The organism is Pseudomonas sp. LAM2023, from assembly GCF_016620375.1.
GTDB lineage: Bacteria > Pseudomonadota > Gammaproteobacteria > Pseudomonadales > Pseudomonadaceae > Aquipseudomonas > Aquipseudomonas anuradhapurensis.
Genome location: NZ_JAENHV010000037.1, coordinates 69,490 through 90,049 on the forward strand (window position 1 = coordinate 69,490; position 20,560 = coordinate 90,049).

Annotated in this window: 22 protein-coding genes; 11 read left to right on the forward strand and 11 right to left on the reverse strand. The window is 61.9% G+C overall.

Going from position 1 to position 20,560, the window contains the following annotated elements:
• Positions 1 to 2: 2 nt before the first annotated feature.
• The 3 genes from JKP78_RS24650 to JKP78_RS24660 all read right to left on the reverse strand — a co-directional run bounded on the left by JKP78_RS24650 (position 3) and on the right by JKP78_RS24660 (position 2,184).
• Positions 3 to 605, reverse strand: a complete 603-nt coding sequence (locus JKP78_RS24650; RefSeq protein WP_200627992.1) for a hypothetical protein — start codon at positions 603 to 605, stop codon at positions 3 to 5.
• A 99-nt stretch (positions 606 to 704) separates the two neighbouring features.
• Complete coding sequence (locus JKP78_RS24655) at positions 705 to 1,610, reverse strand: LysR family transcriptional regulator (protein WP_186689974.1); 906 nt, start codon at positions 1,608 to 1,610, stop codon at positions 705 to 707.
• A gap of 112 nt (positions 1,611 to 1,722) precedes the next feature.
• Positions 1,723 to 2,184 carry a GNAT family N-acetyltransferase gene (locus JKP78_RS24660; protein ID WP_200627994.1) on the reverse strand — a complete coding sequence of 154 codons (462 nt, stop codon included), beginning with the start codon at positions 2,182 to 2,184 and terminating at the stop codon, positions 1,723 to 1,725.
• Positions 2,185 to 2,334: 150 nt separating this feature from the next.
• Between JKP78_RS24660 and JKP78_RS24665 the strand changes: the two genes are divergently transcribed.
• Both JKP78_RS24665 and JKP78_RS24670 read left to right on the forward strand, forming a co-directional pair.
• Positions 2,335 to 3,240 carry a LysR substrate-binding domain-containing protein gene (locus tag JKP78_RS24665; protein WP_200627996.1) on the forward strand — a complete coding sequence of 302 codons (906 nt, stop codon included), beginning with the start codon at positions 2,335 to 2,337 and terminating at the stop codon, positions 3,238 to 3,240.
• A gap of 89 nt (positions 3,241 to 3,329) precedes the next feature.
• On the forward strand, positions 3,330 to 4,034 hold the full coding sequence (locus JKP78_RS24670; protein WP_200627997.1) for an SDR family oxidoreductase: 705 nt from the start codon (positions 3,330 to 3,332) through the stop codon (positions 4,032 to 4,034).
• 7 nt (positions 4,035 to 4,041) lie between these two features.
• Here JKP78_RS24670 and JKP78_RS24675 read toward each other — a convergent pair whose 3' ends face one another.
• Both JKP78_RS24675 and JKP78_RS24680 read right to left on the reverse strand, forming a co-directional pair.
• Entirely contained in the window at positions 4,042 to 4,440 is a 399-nt protein-coding gene (locus JKP78_RS24675; protein ID WP_186689982.1) for a tetratricopeptide repeat protein, read from the reverse strand.
• 188 nt (positions 4,441 to 4,628) lie between these two features.
• Positions 4,629 to 5,087: a hypothetical protein gene (locus JKP78_RS24680; protein WP_186689984.1), complete on the reverse strand. Its 459-nt coding sequence runs from the start codon at positions 5,085 to 5,087 to the stop codon at positions 4,629 to 4,631.
• A 417-nt stretch (positions 5,088 to 5,504) separates the two neighbouring features.
• Here JKP78_RS24680 and JKP78_RS24685 point away from each other — a divergent pair, with 417 nt between their 5' ends.
• Positions 5,505 to 6,644: a glutathione-independent formaldehyde dehydrogenase gene (locus tag JKP78_RS24685; protein ID WP_186677063.1), complete on the forward strand. Its 1,140-nt coding sequence runs from the start codon at positions 5,505 to 5,507 to the stop codon at positions 6,642 to 6,644.
• A gap of 35 nt (positions 6,645 to 6,679) precedes the next feature.
• Here JKP78_RS24685 and JKP78_RS24690 read toward each other — a convergent pair whose 3' ends face one another.
• Positions 6,680 to 7,600: a LysR family transcriptional regulator gene (locus JKP78_RS24690; RefSeq protein WP_200627999.1), complete on the reverse strand. Its 921-nt coding sequence runs from the start codon at positions 7,598 to 7,600 to the stop codon at positions 6,680 to 6,682.
• A 93-nt stretch (positions 7,601 to 7,693) separates the two neighbouring features.
• Between JKP78_RS24690 and JKP78_RS24695 the strand changes: the two genes are divergently transcribed.
• The 5 genes from JKP78_RS24695 to aroE are packed head-to-tail and all read left to right on the forward strand — an operon-like array spanning position 7,694 to position 11,532.
• Complete coding sequence (locus JKP78_RS24695; protein WP_200628002.1) at positions 7,694 to 8,641, forward strand: ketopantoate reductase family protein; 948 nt, start codon at positions 7,694 to 7,696, stop codon at positions 8,639 to 8,641.
• Complete coding sequence (locus JKP78_RS24700; RefSeq protein ID WP_200628004.1) at positions 8,638 to 9,036, forward strand: VOC family protein; 399 nt, start codon at positions 8,638 to 8,640, stop codon at positions 9,034 to 9,036. Before JKP78_RS24695 ends, JKP78_RS24700 begins: the two co-directional genes overlap by 4 nt.
• A complete protein-coding gene (locus JKP78_RS24705; protein WP_186689992.1) occupies positions 9,033 to 9,488 on the forward strand; it encodes a MaoC family dehydratase in 456 nt (151 codons plus the stop codon). The genes JKP78_RS24700 and JKP78_RS24705 overlap by 4 nt, the downstream gene beginning before the upstream one ends.
• Positions 9,485 to 10,717, forward strand: coding sequence for a CaiB/BaiF CoA transferase family protein (locus tag JKP78_RS24710; protein ID WP_186689994.1), 1,233 nt, complete (start codon positions 9,485 to 9,487; stop codon positions 10,715 to 10,717). The genes JKP78_RS24705 and JKP78_RS24710 overlap by 4 nt, the downstream gene beginning before the upstream one ends.
• The gene (aroE, locus tag JKP78_RS24715) at positions 10,714 to 11,532 is read left to right on the forward strand and encodes a shikimate dehydrogenase (RefSeq protein WP_200628005.1); all 819 of its coding nucleotides are present in this window, start codon (positions 10,714 to 10,716) and stop codon (positions 11,530 to 11,532) included. The genes JKP78_RS24710 and aroE overlap by 4 nt, the downstream gene beginning before the upstream one ends.
• 64 nt (positions 11,533 to 11,596) lie before the next feature.
• Here aroE and JKP78_RS24720 read toward each other — a convergent pair whose 3' ends face one another.
• The 4 genes from JKP78_RS24720 to JKP78_RS24735 are packed head-to-tail and all read right to left on the reverse strand — an operon-like array spanning position 11,597 to position 15,498.
• Positions 11,597 to 12,319 carry a proteasome-type protease gene (locus JKP78_RS24720; protein WP_186689998.1) on the reverse strand — a complete coding sequence of 241 codons (723 nt, stop codon included), beginning with the start codon at positions 12,317 to 12,319 and terminating at the stop codon, positions 11,597 to 11,599.
• Between the two features lie 39 nt (positions 12,320 to 12,358).
• Positions 12,359 to 13,138 (reverse strand): transglutaminase family protein, encoded by a 780-nt coding sequence (locus tag JKP78_RS24725; protein WP_186690000.1) that lies wholly within the window; start codon positions 13,136 to 13,138, stop codon positions 12,359 to 12,361.
• Positions 13,135 to 14,085 carry an alpha-E domain-containing protein gene (locus tag JKP78_RS24730; protein WP_170029496.1) on the reverse strand — a complete coding sequence of 317 codons (951 nt, stop codon included), beginning with the start codon at positions 14,083 to 14,085 and terminating at the stop codon, positions 13,135 to 13,137. The genes JKP78_RS24725 and JKP78_RS24730 overlap by 4 nt, the downstream gene beginning before the upstream one ends.
• Before the next feature lie 3 nt (positions 14,086 to 14,088).
• Positions 14,089 to 15,498: a circularly permuted type 2 ATP-grasp protein gene (locus JKP78_RS24735; protein WP_200628006.1), complete on the reverse strand. Its 1,410-nt coding sequence runs from the start codon at positions 15,496 to 15,498 to the stop codon at positions 14,089 to 14,091.
• 458 nt (positions 15,499 to 15,956) lie between these two features.
• Here JKP78_RS24735 and JKP78_RS24740 point away from each other — a divergent pair, with 458 nt between their 5' ends.
• The 3 genes from JKP78_RS24740 (at position 15,957) to JKP78_RS24750 (ending at position 19,053) form a co-directional block, all read left to right on the forward strand.
• Entirely contained in the window at positions 15,957 to 16,781 is an 825-nt protein-coding gene (locus JKP78_RS24740; RefSeq protein WP_200628007.1) for an AraC family transcriptional regulator, read from the forward strand.
• A 72-nt stretch (positions 16,782 to 16,853) separates the two neighbouring features.
• Entirely contained in the window at positions 16,854 to 17,240 is a 387-nt protein-coding gene (locus JKP78_RS24745; RefSeq protein ID WP_200628008.1) for a cupin domain-containing protein, read from the forward strand.
• Between the two features lie 175 nt (positions 17,241 to 17,415).
• Positions 17,416 to 19,053 carry a restriction endonuclease gene (locus JKP78_RS24750; RefSeq protein ID WP_200628009.1) on the forward strand — a complete coding sequence of 546 codons (1,638 nt, stop codon included), beginning with the start codon at positions 17,416 to 17,418 and terminating at the stop codon, positions 19,051 to 19,053.
• A 209-nt stretch (positions 19,054 to 19,262) separates the two neighbouring features.
• On the opposite strand, the gene JKP78_RS24755 is transcribed toward JKP78_RS24750, so the two are convergent.
• Entirely contained in the window at positions 19,263 to 20,285 is a 1,023-nt protein-coding gene (locus tag JKP78_RS24755; RefSeq protein ID WP_200628010.1) for a restriction endonuclease, read from the reverse strand.
• Between the last annotated feature and the right edge of the window lie 275 nt (positions 20,286 to 20,560).

A 20,560-nucleotide genomic window follows, 5' to 3' on the forward strand; every position in this document is an offset into this window, starting at 1 on the left:
CGTCAGACCTGTCGCTTCAACAGCACCTGCAGCGAATCGTCAAAGTCGCGCAAGGCATCGGCCTGCACCGCGCGTTCGTCCTCGGCCACCCGCGCCACATCGCCCAGGCGCTTGTGCGACCGCCCTTCGGCGCGGCCGATGTAGGTCAGCTGGTTGTCGAAGAAGCGCGCCACCACCCGGCTTTCGATCTCGGCACTGGCCAGGCGGCTTTCGGTATCGAGCAGCACGATGACATCCGGGTGGTCGCCCAGCAACGTGTCCAGGTCGTCATAGAAGGTCACTTCGGCGAACTGCTGCGCCAGCGAGCGTGCCAGCCAGTCGTACGCCTGGCTCTCGCTGTTCAGGGTCGCTACCGGAACCGGAATGCGCTGGCCCCGGGCCGGCGTGGTGGCCTGGGCTTGATGGCTGCCGAGGTATTCCAGGGTGGCCTCGGCTTCCCGCCCCAGCAGCACCGCCACCCGCTGGCCAGGGGCCAGGGCGACGCCGGAAAGGGCGGTGGCGGCGTAGAAGTGCCCATAGGGTTGTGTGTCGGTGCTGGCTGGGCTGGCACAGCCGCCAAGGGCGGCCAGCAAGGCGAGCAGGGCAGCGATCATGCCGGTTTTCATGGGCGGTCTCATCCATCGGTGAATGTCGCTATCTTCCGCCCGAGCCAGGCGCAGCGGAACTCGATGGCATTCATGGTGGCTATCGATGAGGTCGATGGTTTACCGCGCCGCCATGAACTGCAGGATGCGCTCGCGCAACCAGCGCTCGGCCGGGTCGTTGTCCTGGGCACCGCTCCAGACCATCGACAGCTCGGCCTCGGTGATGTCGAACGGCGCCGGGTCGGCGCGCAGGCTGCCATCGTCGGCCAAGGCGCAGGCGGCATAGTCCGGCACCGTGGCGATCAGCTCGGTGTTGCGCAGCAGGGCGCGCAGGCTGCCGAACTGCGGCACCGCCAGCACCACCTTGCGGCAGCGGCCGATGCGCGCCAGGTCGAGGTCGATGTTGCCACTCATGTCGCCGGAGAACGACACCATTACATGCGGGCGGGCGCAATATTCGTCGAGGCTCAGCGGGCCCGGACGGTCGTCGGCACGCAATACCCGTACGCCGATGTCGCGCAGCTTGCGGCGTTTGGCGGTGGCCGGCAGGTCAGTGGTGTAGCTCACCCCGACCGAGATCTCGCCGCTGGACAGCAGCCCCGGCATCAGCAGGAAGTTGGCCCGCCGCACCACCACGCTGATGTTCGGCGCCTCTTCGCGCAGGGCTTGCAGCAGGGCCGGGAACAGCCCGAACTCGGCATCGTCCGACAACCCCAGGCGGAACACGTTGCAACTGCTGGCCGGGTCGAACTCGCGGGCGCGGCTGATTGCGGCGGAGATCACATCCATGGCCGGCCCCAGCTCGGCGAAGATCTGCATGGCCCTCGGCGTGGGCTCCATGGCCCGGCCGTTGCGGATCAGCAGCGGGTCGTCGAACAGCTCGCGCAGGCGCGCGAGCGCGGCACTGACGGTGGGCTGGGTGATGAACAGCTTTTCGCCGACGCGGGTCAGGTTGCGTTCGATCATCAGGGCTTCGAACAACACCAGCAGGTTCATGTCGACGCGGCGCAGGTCGTTGCGGTTCATGGGGCTTAAGTTCCGGAACAGGGGGGTTGGCGCTGTAGTGAAGCATGGTGCCGGGGGTTGTGCCTTGTAGGGATGTGCGCAGGGCGTTCGGCATACGACCTGGGGCCGCGCTTCATCGCTCACGCCAGCCGGGCAAGCGCTTCTCCATGGGTTGATAGACCATCCCGGCAAACGCATTCACCTCGCCTGCCAGGGTGAAACCGTAGTGTTGGTAGGCAGGTACCGAAGGCAGTGATGCCCTGACGGTCACGACCTCCACCCTGGCGTGTTCCAGCGCTGCGTTCATCAGGCGCGCGCCGATGCCCTGGCGTTGCCAGCGGGGGGCGATGAACAGCATGGCGATATGGCAGCCTTGCTTGAGTTCGACCAGGCCCACCATGGCGCCATCCAGCACCCCGACCAGTATCAGGTTGTCGCCTTGCATGCGTTCGGCAAACGCGTCGGCCGCTGCCACCCTGGCAAACGTTGCCACACCCTGCGCTGGCAGCGTGGGCGCGACGGCCTGGGTGAAAGCATCCATGCACAGGGCACTGGCGTGGGGCAGATCATCGTGGGTCAGTGGGCGTATCTGCATGGCATCATCCTTGTCTGCACGTGCGGTTCTCCAGTTTGCCCAGCAGGACGCCGTTGCCGCAATCGGAACCGGCGCTGTACGGGCGCATCGACTTCCTTGGCCGACAGGGTTAGCCTCGCGCCATGTTCAGCCAATAGAAAAACCATCGCCATGCCTGCAGGTTACCCCGGATTGCCTTCGCTCAATGCGCTACGCGTGTTCGAAGTGGTGGCGCGTCACTTGAACTTCCGCCTGGCGGCCGAAGAGCTTGGCGTGACCCAGGCGGCTGTCGCCCAGCAAGTGCGCGGGCTGGAGGCCAGCCTGCAGGTGCGCCTGTTCGAGCGCCTGCCGCGCGGCCTTGGCCTGACCGACGCCGGGCATGCCTACAGCACCAGCGTGCGCAGCGCCCTGGCAATGATCGAGGAAGCCACGCGCTTGTTGCGCCCGGTGCCGTCCCACCTCACCGTCAGCGTGACGCCAACCTTTGCCTCGAAATGGCTGATCCCCAGGCTCGGGCACTTTACCGAGCGCCACCCCGAGATTGACCTGCGGGTACTGGCGACCGACCGGCTATCCCACTTTCATACCGACGGTGTAGACCTGGCCGTGCGTTATGGCCAGCCGCCATTTGCGCCGGGGCTGAACGCTGAATTGCTGATGGCCCCCACAGTGGTCGCGGTGGCCAGCCCCGGGTTGCTGGCCGAAATGGGGCGACCCGGCGATTTCGCCGCCTTGCAGCGTTATGTGGCGTTGCACGATGCGCACAACTTCTGGCCGCAGTTCCACGCCGCAGTGTTCCCCGACCATCCGCCCGCTAGCGCCCGCAACGTGCGCTTCAACCAGACTTCGCTGGCCATCGAAGCCGCGATTGGCGGGCAGGGCATTACCCTGGCCAGCCAGGCCTTTGTCAGCGACGACATTGCCGCCGGCCGCCTGGTGCAAGTGTTCCCGCAGCGATTGCAGCTGGACAAGGCGTTCTATCTGGTATGGCCACGCAAAAGGCAGCCGTCTGCAACCCTGCAGACCGTCAGGGCGTGGCTACAGGCGCAGGCGCACGATAGAAAATCTATCGTCTAGGCGAAGCCGGGCTGCCTCCCTCCCTGCCAGCGTGGCTGCTAGTGTGAACGCACTTGCAAACACAATGCTGGGTTAACAAGGGAGGCAACATGTCTGTAGCAAAAGTAGCCATCATCACCGCCGGTGGCAGCGGCATGGGTGCCGCAGCGGCACGCCGCCTGGCCGCCGACGGTTTCAAGGTCGGCATCCTGTCGTCCTCGGGCAAGGGCGAAGCGCTGGCCAGGGAACTGGGCGGTATTGGTATTACCGGCAGCAACCAGTCGGTTGCCGACCTGCAGCGCCTGGTCGATGCCGTGGTCGGGCAGTGGGGGCGCGTCGATGTGCTGGTGAACAGCGCCGGCCACGGGCCACGCGCGCCGATCCTGGAGATCAGCGACGAGGACTGGCACAAGGGCATGGATACCTACTTGCTCAATGTCATTCGCCCGACCCGCCTGGTGACGCCGGTCATGCAGCGGCAGAAGGGCGGGACCATCATCAACATCTCCACCGCCTGGGCGTTCGAACCCAACGAGATGTTCCCCACCTCGGCGGTGTTTCGTTCGGGGCTGGCTGCGTTCAGCAAGATCTTCGCCGACACCTACGCCGCCGACAACGTGCGCATCAACAATGTCCTGCCTGGCTGGATCGACAGCTTGCCAGCCACCGAGCAGCGCCGCGACAGCGTACCGCTCAAGCGCTATGGCTCCAGCGAGGAAATTGCCGCGACCATCGCCTTCCTGGCCAGCGAAGGGGCCGCCTATATCACCGGGCAGAACATCAGGGTCGATGGTGGCCTGACGCGTAGTGTCTAGGCCGCCGTCAATGCGCAGCGGTCGGCAGCATGCCTGAGCGCCGGGCGTTGTGCGCGGCCTCTATCAGTTGCAGGTTGCGATTGCGTAACGCATGGTTGGCGCCGACACGCAGGTTGGAGCGCAGCGCCAGGGTTTCGGCCTGTTCGTATTGCCCTTGCTGAAGGCGCAGAACGCCGAGGTAGTGCAAGGTTGCCGGGTTGTTCGGTTGAATGTGCAGCGCGCGTTCCAGGGTGGCAGCCGCCTGGTCCAGCTGGCCTTCGGCATACTGCTGCGAAGCCGTCTCGATCAGCACGGTCGAGGCATTGTTGCTACGTGCCGGTGCGGAGCGCTCGCCGGCCAGTGCAGCGGGTGCCGTGATGGCGCTTAACAATAACAGCAAGGCCGACAGAGCAAGTGTATTGGGCATCAGTGGTGGTCTCGACCCGGCCCTGGCGGTTGTGCGAGCCGTGCAGCGAGCGAAATGTTGTCGGGGGGAGGAGAGAATGGCGTTGGTCGGGCGGCTCAGGGCTTGAGATTCATCTGCACGCTTCAGCAGCTGGTTGCTGCGGAAGCGTGCAGGCTTTCAGCCGTGCCCGACGAAGTCGCTGCTATGGATCAGCGATCGTTCTTCGAAGAGTTTCGGGTCGCGCCGCTCAGCCCTTTGGTGTTGTGGTCACCCGGGGTAGTGGCGGAGATCGCCGTCGATTTCGCCAGGCCGCGGGTGTCCTTGGATTGGGCAACACCGGAGGTGGTAGTGCCGTGGCCGTTGTCGCTGTTGCGCGAGCTGCCGTAGTGGTTGCCGCTCAAGCCATGGTCGCGCGTGGCCTTGCCGGCGTGATCATCGCTGAGGCCCATGCCATTGCCCGTGTGGCTACCTTTGCCAGCGCCCTGACCACCGCCCAGCCCGCCGCCGTGGCCGGCACCGCCGCCATGGCCGCCGCCACCACCGTGGCCACCGCCACCGCCGCCGCCTTTGGCATACGCCGAGGCAATCGGTGAAACATCGGCTGGCAACAAGGCAGTTGCGCCGAACGCAAAGGCACAAGTAAAGAGGGCTACCAGGGTTTTTCTCATGTTTGTTCGCCTCCAGAAGGCGCAGGGGTGCTTGGTAGCCAATACGACATTGGGTTCGGTTTCGAGTTCCGCTAACCCGACAGAATACGCATGGATCCAATCCCTTAGCATCACCTGTCCAGGAGCCCTTTTCGGCCACGCTCCGACCCGGCAACCACCACTGTCGTGATGGCCATCAATATCGTTCTGCTGGCTTTTGTCTGGTACGTCCGGGTCAAGATCTTCCCGGATTTCGCCTTCGTCGGGCCCAGGAGAGTCAACGGCAAGTATCTGTTCACGGGCTGAGAATCACCGCTGGCGCGCTGGTGATTAGCGCCACTGATCCGGCCGGTCACACACAGGCTGAACACCGAGGGCAAAGCCATTACCCCAACAAGGTAGGGCGCCTTTCGTGCCCCTGACATTCGGGAGTTCAGTATGAAAGCTATCGTCTATAACGGCCCGCGTGACGTCGCCGTCAAGGATGTACCGGACGCAAGAATCGAAAAACCCACTGACGTGCTGGTACGCATCACCACCAGCAATATCTGCGGCTCCGACCTGCACATGTATGAGGGCCGTACCTCGTTCGAAGCCGGGCGTGTGTTCGGCCATGAGAACCTTGGCGAAGTGATCGAGGTGGGCGCCGGGGTCGACCGGGTCAAGGTCGGTGACCGTGTCTGCCTGCCCTTCAATATCGGCTGCGGGTTCTGCGAGAACTGCGAAAAAGGCCTGACCGGATTCTGCCTCACGGCCAACCCGGGGGCTGCCGGTGCTGCCTATGGCTTTGCCGACATGGGCCCCTATCAAGGTGGCCAGGCAGAGTTGTTGCGTGTGCCTTACGCTGATTTTAACTGCCTGGTGCTGCCGGAGGACGCCCAGGAGCGCGAAGACGACTACGTCATGCTCGCGGATATCTTCCCCACTGGCTGGCATGCAACGGAGCTGGCCGGGCTGCAGCCGGGCGAAAGTATCGCGATCTATGGCGCCGGCCCAGTGGGGCTGATGGCGGCCTACTCGGCAATCATCAAGGGCGCCTCGCAGGTGTTCGTGGTAGACAACCAGCCAGATCGGCTGCAGCTTGCCGCGCGGCTTGGGGCAACGCCGATCAACGCCGTCGAGCACAAGGCCGTGGAAGAAATCATGAACCTGACCCACGGCAAAGGCACCGACCGGGGCTGCGAATGCGTGGGCTATCAGTGCTGCAACAGGCATGGCCATGAAGTGAACTACCTGACCATGAACAACCTGGTTGCCTCGACCAAGGCTACCGGTGGCATAGGCGTAGTGGGGGTGTTCGTGCCAGAAGACCCGGGGGCGAAGAACGACCTGGCAAAAGAGGGTAAGATGGCCTTCGATTTCGGCGCGTTCTGGTTCAAGGGCCAACATATCCGCACCGGCCAGGCGAACGTCAAGGCCTATAACCGGCGCCTTGCAGCGCTCATCCATCATGGGCGTGCCAAGCCTTCGCAGATCATCTCCCATCGCCTGACGCTTGCCGAAGGCCCCGATGCCTACAAGCATTTCGATGCGCGGGATGATGGCTGGACCAAGGTGGTGCTCAAGCCTGCTGCCTGAGCCATCATGCCCTGCCTCCACGGACGGATGCAGGGTCAGCGCTGCTGACTGCCTGCGCTCTGGAACAACGCCCGGATCACCTCCCGCATCCAGCGATTGCCACTGTCCTGCTGGTACCGTGCGTGCCAATGCTGCTTGACGGTGAAACCTTCTACCGCAAACGGGCAATCGTGCACCTGCAAACCATGCATGGCGGCCAGGGTCTGGCCGATGTGCCGTGGCAGCGTGGCCACCAGGTCGGTCGACCCGACAATCATGCCCAGGCCGAGAAACCCCGGCAGCTCCAGCATGATCCTGCGTTCGATGCCGGCCCGCGCCAGGCCGGCCTCGAGCAACTTCTGCCCGGTCCCGGCACTGACCTGCACATGCCCTTCGGCCTGATACTGCGCCACGCCTATGCCTTGGCCCAGGCGCGGGTGGTGCGGGTTGCTCAGGCAGACCCAGTCCTGTTCGAACAACACTTGCTGGTACATGCCCGCGCCGAGCCACGGTACGAAGCCGATGGCCAGGTCCGCTTCGCCCGATTCCAGGGCGCTTTCGGTATTGCCATCGATGCGTGCCGCCTCCAGGCGAATGCCTGGCGCATGGCTGCGCAGGTGGTTGAGGATGCTGGGCAGCAAGGTGATGTGGCTGGCATCGCTGACGCACAGGCGAAAGCGCCGCTGCGCCGTGGCCGGATCGAATTGCGGTGCCCAGGTGGTCAGGCGCCGCAGCGATTCCAGTACTTCGCGGCAGGGCCCGATCAACTGGTCCGCCCGCGGGGTAGGGGCCATGCCGCCTGGGGTGCGCACGAACAGCGGGTCGTTCAGTTCTTCGCGCAAGCGGCCCAGCCAGATACTCACGGTCGGTTGACTCTGGCCCAGTTGTTCTGCCGTGCGGGTCACGCTGCGGCACTGGTACAGCACATCGAACAGCTGCAGCAGCTTGGGATCGGGCAGGGTGTCGAGTATGCCCATTATTGTAAAACTCAATATATGTATTGGTTGCATTGTATAGCGCAAATAAGCCCCGCTGCATAAGGTAGTCGCAAACCACAGGAGGTCTGCGACGTGAAAATCTGCATTCTGGGCGCCGGCGCGCTGGGTTGCGCCATCGGTGCAGCCTTGAGCGAGGCGGGGCATGAAACCTGGTTGTTGAACCGTGGCCGCGCACATGTCGAGGCCATGCAGCGGCACGGGCTGCAGGTGCAGGACGAGCGCGGCGTGCGCCAGGTACAGGTGAATGCGGCCTGCGCCGCCGAAGATGTCGGTGTGGCCGACCTGGTGGTGGTGCTGGTCAAGTCGTTCCACACCCGCGAGGCGATCGCAGGGGCAGCCGCGCTGATCGGGCCGCAGACGCTGGTGCTGTCGCTGCAGAACGGTCTCGGCCACGAAGACCTGCTGGCCGAGGCCGTAGGCCCGCAGCGGGTATTGGCAGGCAAGACCTACGTCGGCGGCGTGCTGCTGGGGCCGGGCTCGATCCGTGCCGGAGTGGCCGGCAAGCAGACGTTCATCGGTGAGCTTGATGGCAGGCGCACCCCACGGGTGCAGGCCATCGCCGAAGTATTCAACGGCGCCGGGCTCGCCACCACGGTCAGCGACAACATTCTCGGCACCATGTGGGACAAGCTGCTGGTCAACGTCGCCACTGGCGCGCTCAGCGGCATTACCCGGCTCAGCTATGGCCAGTTGTACAGCGAGCCGCTGCTGGAAAGCACCGCCAAGGCCGCGGTGGCCGAAGCCATCGCCGTCGCCGAACGCGCCGGTATCCGCCTGAGCCTTGCCGACCCGGACGCCGCGTGGCGGCTGGCCGCCGAAGGCCTGCCGGCGAGCTTCCGCACTTCGATGCTGCAGAGCCTGGAAAAGGGCTCGGTCAGCGAAATCGATTTCATCAACGGCTCCGTCGTGCGCTGGGGCCAGCGCCACGGCGTGGCTACGCCGGTCAACGCGACCCTGGTGGCTTGTATCAAGGGTATCGAGCGCGCCATGGCCGATCAGCACAAGGGGAGTCATTCATGAGCCAGCCGAAAGCCTACCTCGAACACGTTGCGTTCTGGGTGCGCGACATCCACTGGCACATCCGCTTTTTCAGCGAGGTGGGCGGCATGACCATGCGCGAGGTCCAGGGCGACGTCGAGCAGCCTGCGCAGTATTGGACCCTCGGTGGCCTGCAGTTCATCCACCAGCCGGATTTTGCCGGCCCGGAAGGGCGCCTGGCGCACCTGGGCATCATGTGCGAGGACCTCGAGGCTGTGTTAGCGGCCGCCCAACGTTTCGGTGTCAGTGAAATGCCCCAGGGCCGCAACTGGCTGCGCCTGCCCGACGGCCTGGCCGTCGAATTCATCCAGGCAAGGCCGGCGCAGTGCGTCGCCCAGGCCCTGGCCATCGACCCGCGTGCGGAGGTGCAGGCATGAGCGTGGTGGAAAAATACTGGGACGATGCCCGCGAAGGCGATGAATGCATCAGCCCCAGCTACACCGTGACCCGCGAACGCATCCTGGCCTACGCCGACCTCACCGGTGACCACACCCCGGTGCATGTCGACGAGGCGTATGCCAACGCAAGCCACTTCGGCTGCCTGGTTGCCCATGGCCTGTTCGGCTTGTCGATCGCCGACGGCCTGAAGACCCAGTGCGCGTACCGCTTCGTACCGGGCATGTCGCTGGGCTGGAGCTGGGACTTTGTACTGCCGATCAAGGTCGACGATGTGCTGCACGTGCGCATGCGCGTGGGGGCGATGCGCCCGAGCAACAGCCGCCCGGGCTGGGGCATCGTGGTCTTGCCATCGGAGCTGATCAACCAGCACGGCGAGGTCGTGCAGCGTGGCGAGCACCGGCTGATGGTGCCGCGGAGGGCGCAGGCATGAGCCAGGCACTGCCATTGGCGGGTATCCGCGTCATCGACTACAGCCACTTCCTCGCCGGGCCCTACGTGGGCCGCTGCCTGGCCGCGCTGGGGGCCGAGGTGATCAAGGTCGAACGGCCCGGCAGCGGCGATGCTGGCCGCCAGCACGCGTTCATCCTGGATGATCAGCAGAGCGGTTACTTCCTGCAGCTGAACATGGGCAAGCAGGGCGTCAGCGTGAACATGAAGGACCCACGCGGCAAGGCGTTCATGCAGCGCCTGACCGACTCGGCCGACGTGTTCATCGAAAACTACCGCCCCGGCGCCCTGGACAAACTGGGCCTGGGCTATGCCGAGCTGGCAGCGCGCAACCCGCGCCTGGTGTACTGCTCGATCTCCGCCTACGGCCACACCGGGCCGGATGCCCACCGCGCCGGCTTCGGCCTGATCGCCGAGGCCAAGAGCGGGATCATGCAGATGGTCGGCGTGCCGGGCGAAGCGCCGCCGTTGCTGCGCATTTCCCTGGGCGACATGTACACCGGCATCCATGCCGTGGCGGCGATCAATGCGGCGCTGCTGGGCCGGGCCAACAGTGGCCGCGGCCAGCATATCGACATGGCCCTGTACGACACGCTGGTGTCGATGCATGAATACGCGGTGCAGTGCTACACGTTGTCCGACGGCAGCGTGCTGCCCGAACAGACTGGCCATGACATGCCGACCTCCACCTTGTACGGTGTATTCCGCGCCGCCGATGGCGACCTGGTGATCGCCGCCCAGGTCGACGATGCCTGGAAGCGTTTTGCCGCGATGCTCGAAGCCAACGGTGGCCCGCCCGGGTTCGGTAGCGATAGCCGTTACCACAGCCTGAACGGTCGCAACAGCCACCGCCAGGCGATCCTTGCCGTAGTTCGTGACTGGGTCGGCGCACGTCGGGTCGCGGATATCCTGCAGCTGCTCGATGCGGTCGACATCCCCAGCGCCAAGGTGCAGCGCATCGACGAAGTGGTGGCCGACCCGCAGATCCAGGCGCGTGGCATGCTGCTCGAGCAGCAACACCCGCGCTACGGTACCTTGCGCTTGCCGAACCTGCCATTCCGCTTTTCCGACTGCGATACCACGATCCGCCAGGTGGCCCCGGACCTGGGCCAGCACAATGCCGAAGTGGCCGCCGGGCTTGGTTTCAGCCCTGAAGAAATCACCGCCATGCAGGCAGACGGTGTGCTGTTCACCCACGGAGATGCACCATGAACGACCGCTATGCAGTGATCGGCCGGCCGATCAACCACACCAAGTCCCCCTTGATCCACGGCCTGTTCGCCCAGGCTACCAGCCAATCCCTGGTATACGACGCCATCGAGGGCGAACTCGCAGGTTTCGAGGCTCAGGTGCTGCAGTTTTGCAGTAAGGGCGGCCTGGGCATGAACATCACCGCGCCGTTCAAGCTGCGCGCGTTCGAGCTGGCCGACCAGCGCAGCGAACGCGCACAGCTGGCGCGGGCGGCCAATGCGTTGAAGTTCGAGGATGGCCGGATCTTCGCCGAAAACTTCGATGGCATTGGCTTGCTGCGCGATATCGAAGAAAACCTGGGGGAGCCGTTGGCCAATCGCCGGGTGCTGCTGCTCGGCGCCGGTGGCGCGGTGCGCGGGGCGTTGCTGCCGTTCCTGCAGGCCGGGCCGCGCGAGCTGGTGCTGGCCAACCGCGACATGGCCAAGGCACTGACCTTGCGCAACGAACTGGACCACCCGCGCCTGCGCATAAGCCGCTATGAGGAGCTGCAGGGGCAAGCGTTCGACATCGTGGTCAACGCCACTTCCGCGAGCCTCACTGGTGAACTGCCACCGCTACCGGACGATGTGCTCGGCCAGACACGGCTGGCGTACGAACTGGCATACGGCAAAGGCCTGACGCCGTTCCTGCGCATGGCCCAGGTGCAAGGTGTGGCGCGCCTGGCCGACGGTGTCGGCATGCTGGTGGAGCAGGCGGCGGAGGCTTTTGCCTGGTGGCGCGGGGTACGCCCGGAAACCCGGACGATGATCGATCGCCTGACCATCCCTCTGGCATAGGTCCTGAACGGGCATGCCCGCGAAGGGCTGCCAGGCAGCCCCCCGGTAGACAACGCCAGCCCATTCAGCCATAGGGTGGCGCTGGCAGTTCGGCCAACAGCCGTTTCAAGCCGTCGCTCCACTGCCTGCGGATCTGCTGGTAATAGGCATCGTCGCTGGTAATCCGTTGCCGTTCCGGCGCTTCCAGGCTGTCCTTGTGATACACCAGCAGGTCCAGCGGCATGCCCACCGAAAGGTTGCTGCGAATAGTCGAGTCGAACGAGATCAGGCCGCAGCGCAAGGCTTCATCGAGCGGTGTGTGGTAGCCCAGGTTGCGGTCCAGAATCGGCCGGCCGTACTTGCTTTCGCCCAGTTGCAGGAACGGCGTGTCCGCCGTGGCCTGGAAGAAATTGCCCTGCGCGTAGACGTTGTAGATGGCCATCTGATCGCCGGCAATCTGGCCACCGACGATGAACGAACTGCTCAGGTCGATCCCGGCCGACAACTTGCTGCGATCGCGGCTGACCACTTCGCGCAGGGTGTCGGCTACCAGCACCGTTGCATCGTACAGCGTGGCCACGTTCAGCAAGTGGGGGCCGGGCCCGCGGGTGCGCTGCCGCAGCAGGTTCACCACCGACTGCGAGGTTGCCAGGTTGCCGGCGGTCTGCAGGACGATCAGGCGTTCGCCCGGCACACCGAACACGAACAGCTTGGCAAAGCTGGCGATCTGGTCGATGCCTGCATTGGTACGTGAATCGCTGATGAAGACGAGCCCGTCCGCCAGGTGCATGGCGACACAGTAGGTCATGCTGTTTCCCTTGTGGTTTCCATGATGGGGCAGCGCCTGTCACTGGCGATGCACATGAACGCTGGCCTGCAGCGATTCGGCGCCGCCGCCACGGCGCACGCCCCTGACCGGGCAGGCGTCGAGGTAGTCCAGGCCCACGGCCAGTTTCAGGTGACGCTCCGGCCGGGTCAGGCGGTTGGTGATGTCGAAGCTGTACCAGGCGCCGTCGACCCAGGCTTCGGCCCAGGCATGGCTGGCCAGGTGCTGCTCGTCCTCGGTGCACAGGTAACCGGAGACGTAGCGTGCCGGTATCCCCAGGCTGCGTGCGCAGGCGAGGAAGGCGTGGGTGTGGTCCTGGCAGACCCCGGCAGCGCCGCTGAACGCTTCGATGGCGGTGGTGCCCACCGACGTCGTACCCGGGCTGTAGGGCATGTGCTCGGCCAGCCCTTGCATCAGCCCGGTCAGCGCCGCGCGGTCGCGGTGCTCGCCGCAGTGGCGGCTGGCGAAGGCCTTGAGCGCGTCATCGGCCTGGGTCAGGTGGCTGCCGCGCAGGAACGGCAATGGCGACTGCTCGCCGGCCTCCTGCTCGCGTTCCGGGTCGATTTCCACCTGGCCGCTGGCAGTCAGGGCCAGGTGGCCGTGGGGCTTGTCGAGGGTCAACACGTGCAGGATGTTGCCATACGGGTCGATCTGGCCTTTGACTTCGCAGGGCAGGTCCAGTTGCCAGGCGTCGATGCGCTGGCGCTCGCTGCTGCGCGGCGTCAGGCGCAGGAATTGAATGCTGTTGCACACGTCGCTGGCATAGCTGTAGGTGGTGTCGTGGCGAATGGACAGTTTCATACGACCTCCAGATAGGAGTGGTGGACCGCCTGGCCCAATTGGTTGATGCGCCCGATGAAGTCGCTCAGCCACGGGTGCAAGCCGGCTTCGAGAATTTCGTCGATGGCGGTGTAGCGCAGGCGCGCATTCAGCTCGGCGGCCATGCGCTGGGCGGCGCGGCGGTTGCTGCCGGGCAGGCTGGCCAGGATCTGGTCCAGTTCCTCGATGCAGGCGTGCAGCGAGCGGGGCACGTCCACCCGCAGCAACAGCAGTTCGGACACCGGCCGGGCGCTGGGCGCGGCCCGGTACAACTCGTTGAAGGCTTCATAGGAAGTCAGTGCGCGCAGCAAGGCGCTCCACTGGTAATAGCCGCGGGCCGAGTCGTCGCTGACCTCTTCGGAGGCCTCGCCAAACATTTCGTAGCGGGCATCGAGCAGGCGCAGGGTGTTGTCTGCCCGCTCCAGGAAGGTGCCCAGGCGGATGAAGCTGTAGGCATCGTTGCGCATGATGGTGCCTGAGGTTGCCCCGCGGAACAGGTGCGAGCGTTCCTTGACCCAGTCGCAGAACTGGCTGATGCCATAACGGCCAAGGCCATTGCCGGCAATGTTGCGCATCTCGATCCAGGTTGCGTTGATGTTCTCCCACATGTCGGCGGTGATCCGGCCACGTACCGCGTGGGCGTTGGTCCTGGCCGCCTGCAGGCAGCAATAGATGCTGCTGGGGTTGGTCGCGTCGAGGGCGAAGAAGTGCAGCATGCGCTCGCTGTCGAGCTCGCCGTGGCGGCGGCGGTAGTCGTCCAGCGTCCCCGATGCCAGCAGCGACATGGCCAGTTCGGCATGGCCGTCACTGCGCCCGGCCTGGGGCATCAGTGACAGCGAGTAACTGACCTCGAGCATGCGCGCCAGGTTTTCCGCGCGCTCCAGGTAGCGTGACATCCAGTACAGGTCGGAAGCGGTTCTCGAAAGCATGGTTCAGTCCTCCACCACCCAGGTGTCCTTGGTCCCGCCGCCCTGCGACGAGTTGACCACCAGCGAGCCTTCCTGCAACGCCACGCGGGTCAGGCCGCCTGGCACCAGGCGGGTTTCACTGCCGGACAGCACGAACGGGCGCAGGTCGATATGGCGCGGCGCGATGCCGCTGTCGACGAAGGTCGGGCAGGTGGACAGGCACAGCGTGGGCTGGGCGATATAAGCGTGCGGGCGGGCCTTGATGCGGGCACGGAAGTCTTCGATCTGGGCGCTGGTCGATGCCGGCCCGACCAGCATGCCGTAGCCACCGGAGCCCTGGGTTTCCTTGACCACCAGTTCGGGCAGGTGGGCCAGGACATGCGACAGGTCGGCCGGTCTGCGGCATTGCCAGGTGGGGACATTGTTCAGTATCGGCTCTTCGCTCAGGTAGAAGCGGATCATGTCGTCGACATAGGGGTAGATCGACTTGTCGTCGGCGACCCCGGTGCCCACGGCGTTGGCCAGCACCACGTTGCCGGCGCGGTACACCGAGATCAGCCCCGGCACGCCCAGCATCGAGTCAGGGTTGAACGACAGTGGGTCGAGGTAATCGTCGTCCAGGCGCCGGTAGATCACGTCGACCTGCTGTGGGCCGGCGGTGGTACGCATGTAGACATGTTCGTCGCGGATGAACAGGTCGGCGCCCTCGACCAGCTCGATGCCCATTTCCCGGGCCAGGAAGGCATGTTCGAAATAGGCGCTGTTGAAGCGCCCGGGGGTAAGCAGCACGGCAGTCGGGTTGTCCAGCGGGCTGGCGCTCTTGAGCGTGTCCAGCAGCAGGTTGGGGTAGTGGTCGATCGGGGCGATACGCTGGGCGGCGAACAGCTCGGGGAACAGCCGCATCATCATCTTGCGGTCTTCGAGCATGTAGCTGACCCCGCTGGGGGTGCGCAGGTTGTCTTCCAGCACGAAGTAGCTGCCATCGCCATCGCGGACCAGGTCGACGCCAGCGATATGGGCATACAGGCCACGGTGCAGCCCCAGGCCCTGCATGGCGATCTGGTAGCCCTCGTTAGCCAGCACTTGCTCGGGCGGGATGATGCCGGCCTTGAGGATGCGCTGGTCGTGGTAGATATCCTCCAGGAACAGGTTCAGGGCCTGCACGCGCTGGATACAGCCGCGCTCGACCATGCGCCATTCGCTGGCGCGAATGCTGCGCGGGATGATGTCGAAGGGGATCAGGCGCTCGGTGTCCTGTTCGTCACCGTACAAGGTGAAGGTGATACCAGCGCGGTGGAACAGCAGGTCGGCTTCGCGTCTGCGCTGCTCCAGCAACTCCTGCGGGGTGTTGGCCAACCAGCGGGCGAACTCCTGGTAATGCGGGCGGCAACTGCCGTTCGTTTCGTACATTTCATTGAAAAATGCCCGGGACATACCCACTCCTTGCCGCCGTTGCCGGCAGCTTCATTGCGGTCATCTACAAATTTTTCGGTGCAGCCTTGCGGGGGTAGGTGGGTCCTGTGTCTGTGGTGAGCCTCTGGTTAGTTCTAGCAAGTGCGGCTTGCCTGCAACAAGCCTTTGCAATCAAGGTGCCGAAAGCCCGGCACAGCGCCTGAGAGCTGTTGAATAAGCGGCAACCCTTTGAATCAGAGGGGTTTTCTGTGCTGGTTACAGTTGCGCAGCGCACGCCCGAGACCGGGCTGTGTGCAGGGCTGCCAGCGCGCATGCATCAAAAAGGCGCGTTCTGCACCTGGCGGCAGCTTTTGACCCGAGTTGGTGCTTTGTCGGCGCCGATGATGACCATTGGGCAGAAAAATGGCCTGGGTGCCTGCCGCTTTCTGAAATAGGATGGCGTACAGCCATTGGATGGCGGCGCCGCCGCAGGAGTATTGATGAAAGCACAAGCAGAGCGGTCGGCCCCCTCCGATTGGGTCATCCGCAGCGCCATGCCAGGCGGCGTGGAGCGCATCGAAGCGTGGTTCGGCGGCCATGGCTACGACCCGCATCGTCACGATACCTACTCGATCGGCCGTACCCTGGCCGGTGTGCAGAGCTTTCACTACAAAGGGGCGCTGCGCCACGGTGTGCCTGGCAACACGCTGGTGTTGCACCCTGACGAAGTGCATGACGGCATGGCGGGCACCGAAATGGGCTTTCGCTACCGCATGGCCTACATCGACCCGGCGTTGATCCAGAACGTGCTGGGCGGCGAGCCGTTGCCTTTCATCGCTGGCGGATTGTCCTGTGACCCGCGCCTGTACAGCGCCAGCGAGGCCTTCGTGCAGGCGTTGGATCATCCTCTGGAAACACTGGAAGCGCAGGACGCCCTGTACGACCTGGCAATGGCGCTGCGTGCGGTCGGCGGCAAGCCACGCGGTCGCAAACGCCTGGACTACCGCGCGGCCGAGCGCGCCAGGGCGTTCATCATGGAGCACCTGCACCTGGGCATCACGCTGGAGATGCTCGAACAGGCCAGCGGGCGTGAGCGGTGGAGCTTGTCACGGGATTTCCGTGCCCTTTACGGCACCAGCCCTTACCGTTTTGTCACGCTACGCCGGCTAGACTGTTTTCGCAGGCTGATCCTCGACGGCTTTACCCTGGTCGACGCCGCTCTCGCTGCCGGTTTTCACGATCAGAGCCACATGACCCGGTACTTCACCCGCACCTACGGCGTACCACCGCTGCGTTGGCTGGAGCGCTTGCGGCCTGCCCGCTGAGTTGCAGGATCGTACAAGAGCAGCGTGCTTTGCGTTCGCTAGCCTGAGCGTTCCAACCAGAGAGGATCTGTCATGTCCGAAGCCCATCAACAACGCCTGTCACAACCTGTCAACCTGGCCCACAAGGCCGGGTTGATCGAACAACAATGGAGCCCACGGGTGGTCGCGGAAATGAACGACTACCAGTTCAAGGTGGTGCGCATCGAAGGTGAGTTCATCTGGCACTCGCACCCGGAAACCGATGAGGCGTTCCTGGTGCTCGAAGGCGTCTTGCGCATCGATCTCCCGCATGGCTGCGTTCATGTGAATGCCGGCGAACTGTATGTGGTGCCGCGCGGCGTCAAGCACAGGACAGCGGCGCTGGCGGAAGCGAAACTGATGATGATCGAACCGCGCGGTGTGTTGAATACCGGTCATGAAGGAGGGGAGCGAACGGCGGTGAATGACGTCTGGATCTGAATCGACGTGGCCAAGGGCGAAGTGTTTCAGGGGCGAGAGCGGTAGGGTGAGTGACTGCTTTCGACCCAAAGCGGCCCTTTAACCACCGACCCCCAAACGACGGTGCGAACCGTTTAAGACCATGTCCACCTCTGCTTTCCTTTTGATACCATCACGCCATCAGCAAGGGGGACATATGGCCAAGCGGAGCGGGTTCGAAAAGGTGATCCGAGCAATTGCTCGGGAGACAGCCAAGCAGCGGAGGTTGAACGAGTCTGAACGCCGCGCGGCACTGCGTGCCTCTGAACGTGCTGAACGCCAGCGGCTTAGGGCACATGCTATACGCGAGCGTGACCAGGCGCGATATGATCGCCAGTCGGAACGAGCCGCTAAGCAAAACTACATAGCGTTTCGTGAACAAGAAGTTCGTGACGCAAACGCGACCATTCGGTCCTGGGTAGACGGATTGCAAGCCATTTTGTCATCAACGCTGATGGTTGATGACACCATCACATTCGACTCGCTTCGCATCACTGAGAATCCACCCCAATTTGCACCAGCCAAGTCTTTGACAACAGTCATTGAAGGACCAGCACTGGAATTTTTCACCTCGAAGGTCCCCCCATTACCTTGGTATCTTTCGTTCATACCAAGGTTTAAAGCTAGACATGCTGAGCACTTGAAAGCCGCTAAAGAAAATTTTCAACTAAGTCAGGACGAGCATAAAGCTCGGAATATTAAACGTCTTGAAACTCTCAAAAGCGCGCGAGAGGCCTATGAACGTGGCGTGTCTGAATTCCTCGAAAAAAAGGCTCTCCGCGACTCCGAAGTAGATGCGTTCCGCTATTCCTACTATGATGGAGATCCCGAGTCAATTGTTGCCTATTGCAGTATGGTTCTGGAGAAGTCCGATTATCCAGAAGGGTTCCCCCAAAATTTTTCTTTGGTGTTCCTGCCTGAATCGAAACAGCTAGTTATTGAATATGAGCTACCTACCTCGGACATCATTCCGGAAGTGGCCGAGTATCGTTATATAAAATCGAAAGATGAGGTCTCCACTAAGCAGCGCAAGCCAGCTGAGATCAAATCTCTCTATGCGGATCTCATCGCAAGTCTCACACTGAGGTGCCTCCATGAGCTTTTCGAGGCAGACCAAGGCGAGTTCATAGAGGTCTGCTGCTTCAATGGTTATGTGGATACCATTGATCCCGCAACGGGCCGCGGAGTGCAACCACATCTCGTTTCTGTCCGCACTACACGTGAAACATTCATGGAGATTGATCTTGCCCGTGTCGATCGTGCCGTGTGTCTGCGGAATCTCGGAGCGCATGTTTCCCGGTCTCCAAGTGAAGCGCATCCGGTTAGACCGATCATTGAATTCAATATGGTCGATAAGCGTTTTGTAGATCAGCAGGATCTCGCTTCGCATCTTACTTCTGCAACGAATCTCATGGATCTAAACCCCTACGAGTTTGAAGCATTGGTGGCCAACTTATTCGAAAAAATAGGTTTAGAATCAAAATTAACGAGATCATCGCGCGACGGAGGAGTCGATTGCATTGCTTATGATCCTCGCCCTGTATTAGGCGGCAAGGTAGTTATTCAAGCAAAGCGATACAAACATACAGTTGGTGTTTCAGCCGTTAGGGACCTTTATGGCACTATGATGAATGAAGGTGCCAATAAGGGGATTTTGGTTACAACAAGCGGGTACGGTCCAGACGCGTTTGAGTTCGCTAAGGACAAGCCCATCGAACTCATCGAAGGCGGAGGACTGCTTTTCCTCCTCCAAGAGATTGGAGTTGAAGCGCGAATTCTAATGCCCGTGGATTAGCCTCAAGACTTTGCCCCGGATAGGAGCATCCGGTTCAAATTCCTTAAGGCCAACTCAATGAGTCGTAGCTAAGTATGCTTCAAGCTGAAAACCGCCTAGTTGCGCAAGCAAATTCGAACGGCTGCTTTGGGTCGATAGCGGTCAGTGGCCACTGGCGGCTTTCGACCCATAACCTCCGCTCAGCAGGGCTGAGTTGCTGGTTGTATATTTTAGATTCTTACAATACCTGAGCCAGGTTTTTCTAAAGCCTTAAGCCACTCCTTGAGACCTGTGTTGTCTACTTCATTGATAGCGTACCCGCGAGCAATAATAGTTTCTTTTGCTCCAGGGCTTAGCTCCGATGTTGTAACAATTAAGCCGTACTCGGCATTAAAGTGCTGCATGTCGGCATGCAAACCTTTTACGATAACTTTTTCAACTTTGGCCTTTTGTCGCTTGCATTGAATTATCATGTGGGGTGGGTCGTTTTCCTCATCCTGGTTACTTTTCCATACTCGGACATCGACTCCATCATCGTTTGAGCCTGGGCCAAGCTCTACAGAAAAGCCCTGCTGATGAAAATATTCAGCAGTTAACTCTTCAAATTTCCTCCAATGCATATCAGAAAGTCTGTCGTGATTTGTGATTAGATAATTTACAAATCGTTGATCTATAAACTTATCAGCTTCAACCTTTCCCGAGCCGCCCTTAAAAAGAGCCTCCAAGGCTTCGACGCTTTTCCATTCAGTGTATCGCAGCCCTGAATTAGGATTCAATCGCATCCCTTCATCTATAACTTGTATTCTCTCTAGAGCCAGTTCTGCGCCTTTCATGCCATATTTTTTATGAGCCGTGCGAATGAAAAGAGTTGGATCAAGTGTTTTAGTACCACTTGCAATCGCAGCCTCTATGAGCTTTGGCCAGATTTCAATGAAAATTTCTTGCACGCCTGTATGGATGCGCTCAAGATCAGTGCCACGGTACTTATGAAAAAGACCAATACCTGTGATATCTCCGTTAAACTCTTCTTTCGTATATCCAATTTTATGAAGCAACTTGTAAAACAATTCGTCATAATTTTCAGATCGAAGTCTTACTACTTGTGTTTCAGAAGCCCTTAGAAGGTCTGAATAACCAGAGCCCACCAAATGGTCACACATTTCTTCGATAGACAAAGCTAGGCCGGACTTGTATCCAGCGGTTTCGGACAAACTATCGCCCAGCACCTCTGGGTCGAACCAGATTGACCCCATACTGTTTCTCCTAATTTCCGGATTGTCGATGCGCCTAATGATAATTAAGTTTCAGAGGTATAGTAGTGCTTTTTTTCATACCCGGAGGATAGTACACCTTGTCCTTCCGCAGCTCCGTGGATACGCAAAGCTCAATCGGGGAATGCGAAATCAGTACATCTTGGCGCGTCGCGCCATACCCCGCGTGCTAACTGGATTACTTTTTCTGTAATCCTGCTGCTGCCTCGTGCGACTTGGACTCGAGCTAACCGAAAGTGCCGTTCACGACTGACCGC

Excerpts from the sequence above, each read along its gene's own strand:
- JKP78_RS24650 (WP_200627992.1), bottom strand. The coding sequence starts at position 605 with ATGAAAACCGGCATGATCGCTGCCCTGCTCGCCTTGCTGGCCGCCCTT.
- JKP78_RS24655 (WP_186689974.1), bottom strand. The coding sequence starts at position 1,610 with ATGAACCGCAACGACCTGCGCCGCGTCGACATGAACCTGCTGGTGTTG.
- JKP78_RS24660 (WP_200627994.1), bottom strand. The coding sequence starts at position 2,184 with ATGCAGATACGCCCACTGACCCACGATGATCTGCCCCACGCCAGTGCC.
- JKP78_RS24665 (WP_200627996.1), top strand. The coding sequence starts at position 2,335 with ATGCCTGCAGGTTACCCCGGATTGCCTTCGCTCAATGCGCTACGCGTG.
- JKP78_RS24670 (WP_200627997.1), top strand. The coding sequence starts at position 3,330 with ATGTCTGTAGCAAAAGTAGCCATCATCACCGCCGGTGGCAGCGGCATG.
- JKP78_RS24675 (WP_186689982.1), bottom strand. The coding sequence starts at position 4,440 with ATGCCCAATACACTTGCTCTGTCGGCCTTGCTGTTATTGTTAAGCGCC.
- JKP78_RS24680 (WP_186689984.1), bottom strand. The coding sequence starts at position 5,087 with ATGAGAAAAACCCTGGTAGCCCTCTTTACTTGTGCCTTTGCGTTCGGC.
- JKP78_RS24685 (WP_186677063.1), top strand. The coding sequence starts at position 5,505 with ATGAAAGCTATCGTCTATAACGGCCCGCGTGACGTCGCCGTCAAGGAT.
- JKP78_RS24690 (WP_200627999.1), bottom strand. The coding sequence starts at position 7,600 with ATGGGCATACTCGACACCCTGCCCGATCCCAAGCTGCTGCAGCTGTTC.
- JKP78_RS24700 (WP_200628004.1), top strand. The coding sequence starts at position 8,638 with ATGAGCCAGCCGAAAGCCTACCTCGAACACGTTGCGTTCTGGGTGCGC.
- JKP78_RS24705 (WP_186689992.1), top strand. The coding sequence starts at position 9,033 with ATGAGCGTGGTGGAAAAATACTGGGACGATGCCCGCGAAGGCGATGAA.
- JKP78_RS24710 (WP_186689994.1), top strand. The coding sequence starts at position 9,485 with ATGAGCCAGGCACTGCCATTGGCGGGTATCCGCGTCATCGACTACAGC.
- aroE (WP_200628005.1), top strand. The coding sequence starts at position 10,714 with ATGAACGACCGCTATGCAGTGATCGGCCGGCCGATCAACCACACCAAG.
- JKP78_RS24720 (WP_186689998.1), bottom strand. The coding sequence starts at position 12,319 with ATGACCTACTGTGTCGCCATGCACCTGGCGGACGGGCTCGTCTTCATC.
- JKP78_RS24725 (WP_186690000.1), bottom strand. The coding sequence starts at position 13,138 with ATGAAACTGTCCATTCGCCACGACACCACCTACAGCTATGCCAGCGAC.
- JKP78_RS24730 (WP_170029496.1), bottom strand. The coding sequence starts at position 14,085 with ATGCTTTCGAGAACCGCTTCCGACCTGTACTGGATGTCACGCTACCTG.
- JKP78_RS24735 (WP_200628006.1), bottom strand. The coding sequence starts at position 15,498 with ATGTCCCGGGCATTTTTCAATGAAATGTACGAAACGAACGGCAGTTGC.
- JKP78_RS24740 (WP_200628007.1), top strand. The coding sequence starts at position 15,957 with ATGAAAGCACAAGCAGAGCGGTCGGCCCCCTCCGATTGGGTCATCCGC.
- JKP78_RS24745 (WP_200628008.1), top strand. The coding sequence starts at position 16,854 with ATGTCCGAAGCCCATCAACAACGCCTGTCACAACCTGTCAACCTGGCC.
- JKP78_RS24750 (WP_200628009.1), top strand. The coding sequence starts at position 17,416 with ATGGCCAAGCGGAGCGGGTTCGAAAAGGTGATCCGAGCAATTGCTCGG.
- JKP78_RS24755 (WP_200628010.1), bottom strand. The coding sequence starts at position 20,285 with ATGGGGTCAATCTGGTTCGACCCAGAGGTGCTGGGCGATAGTTTGTCC.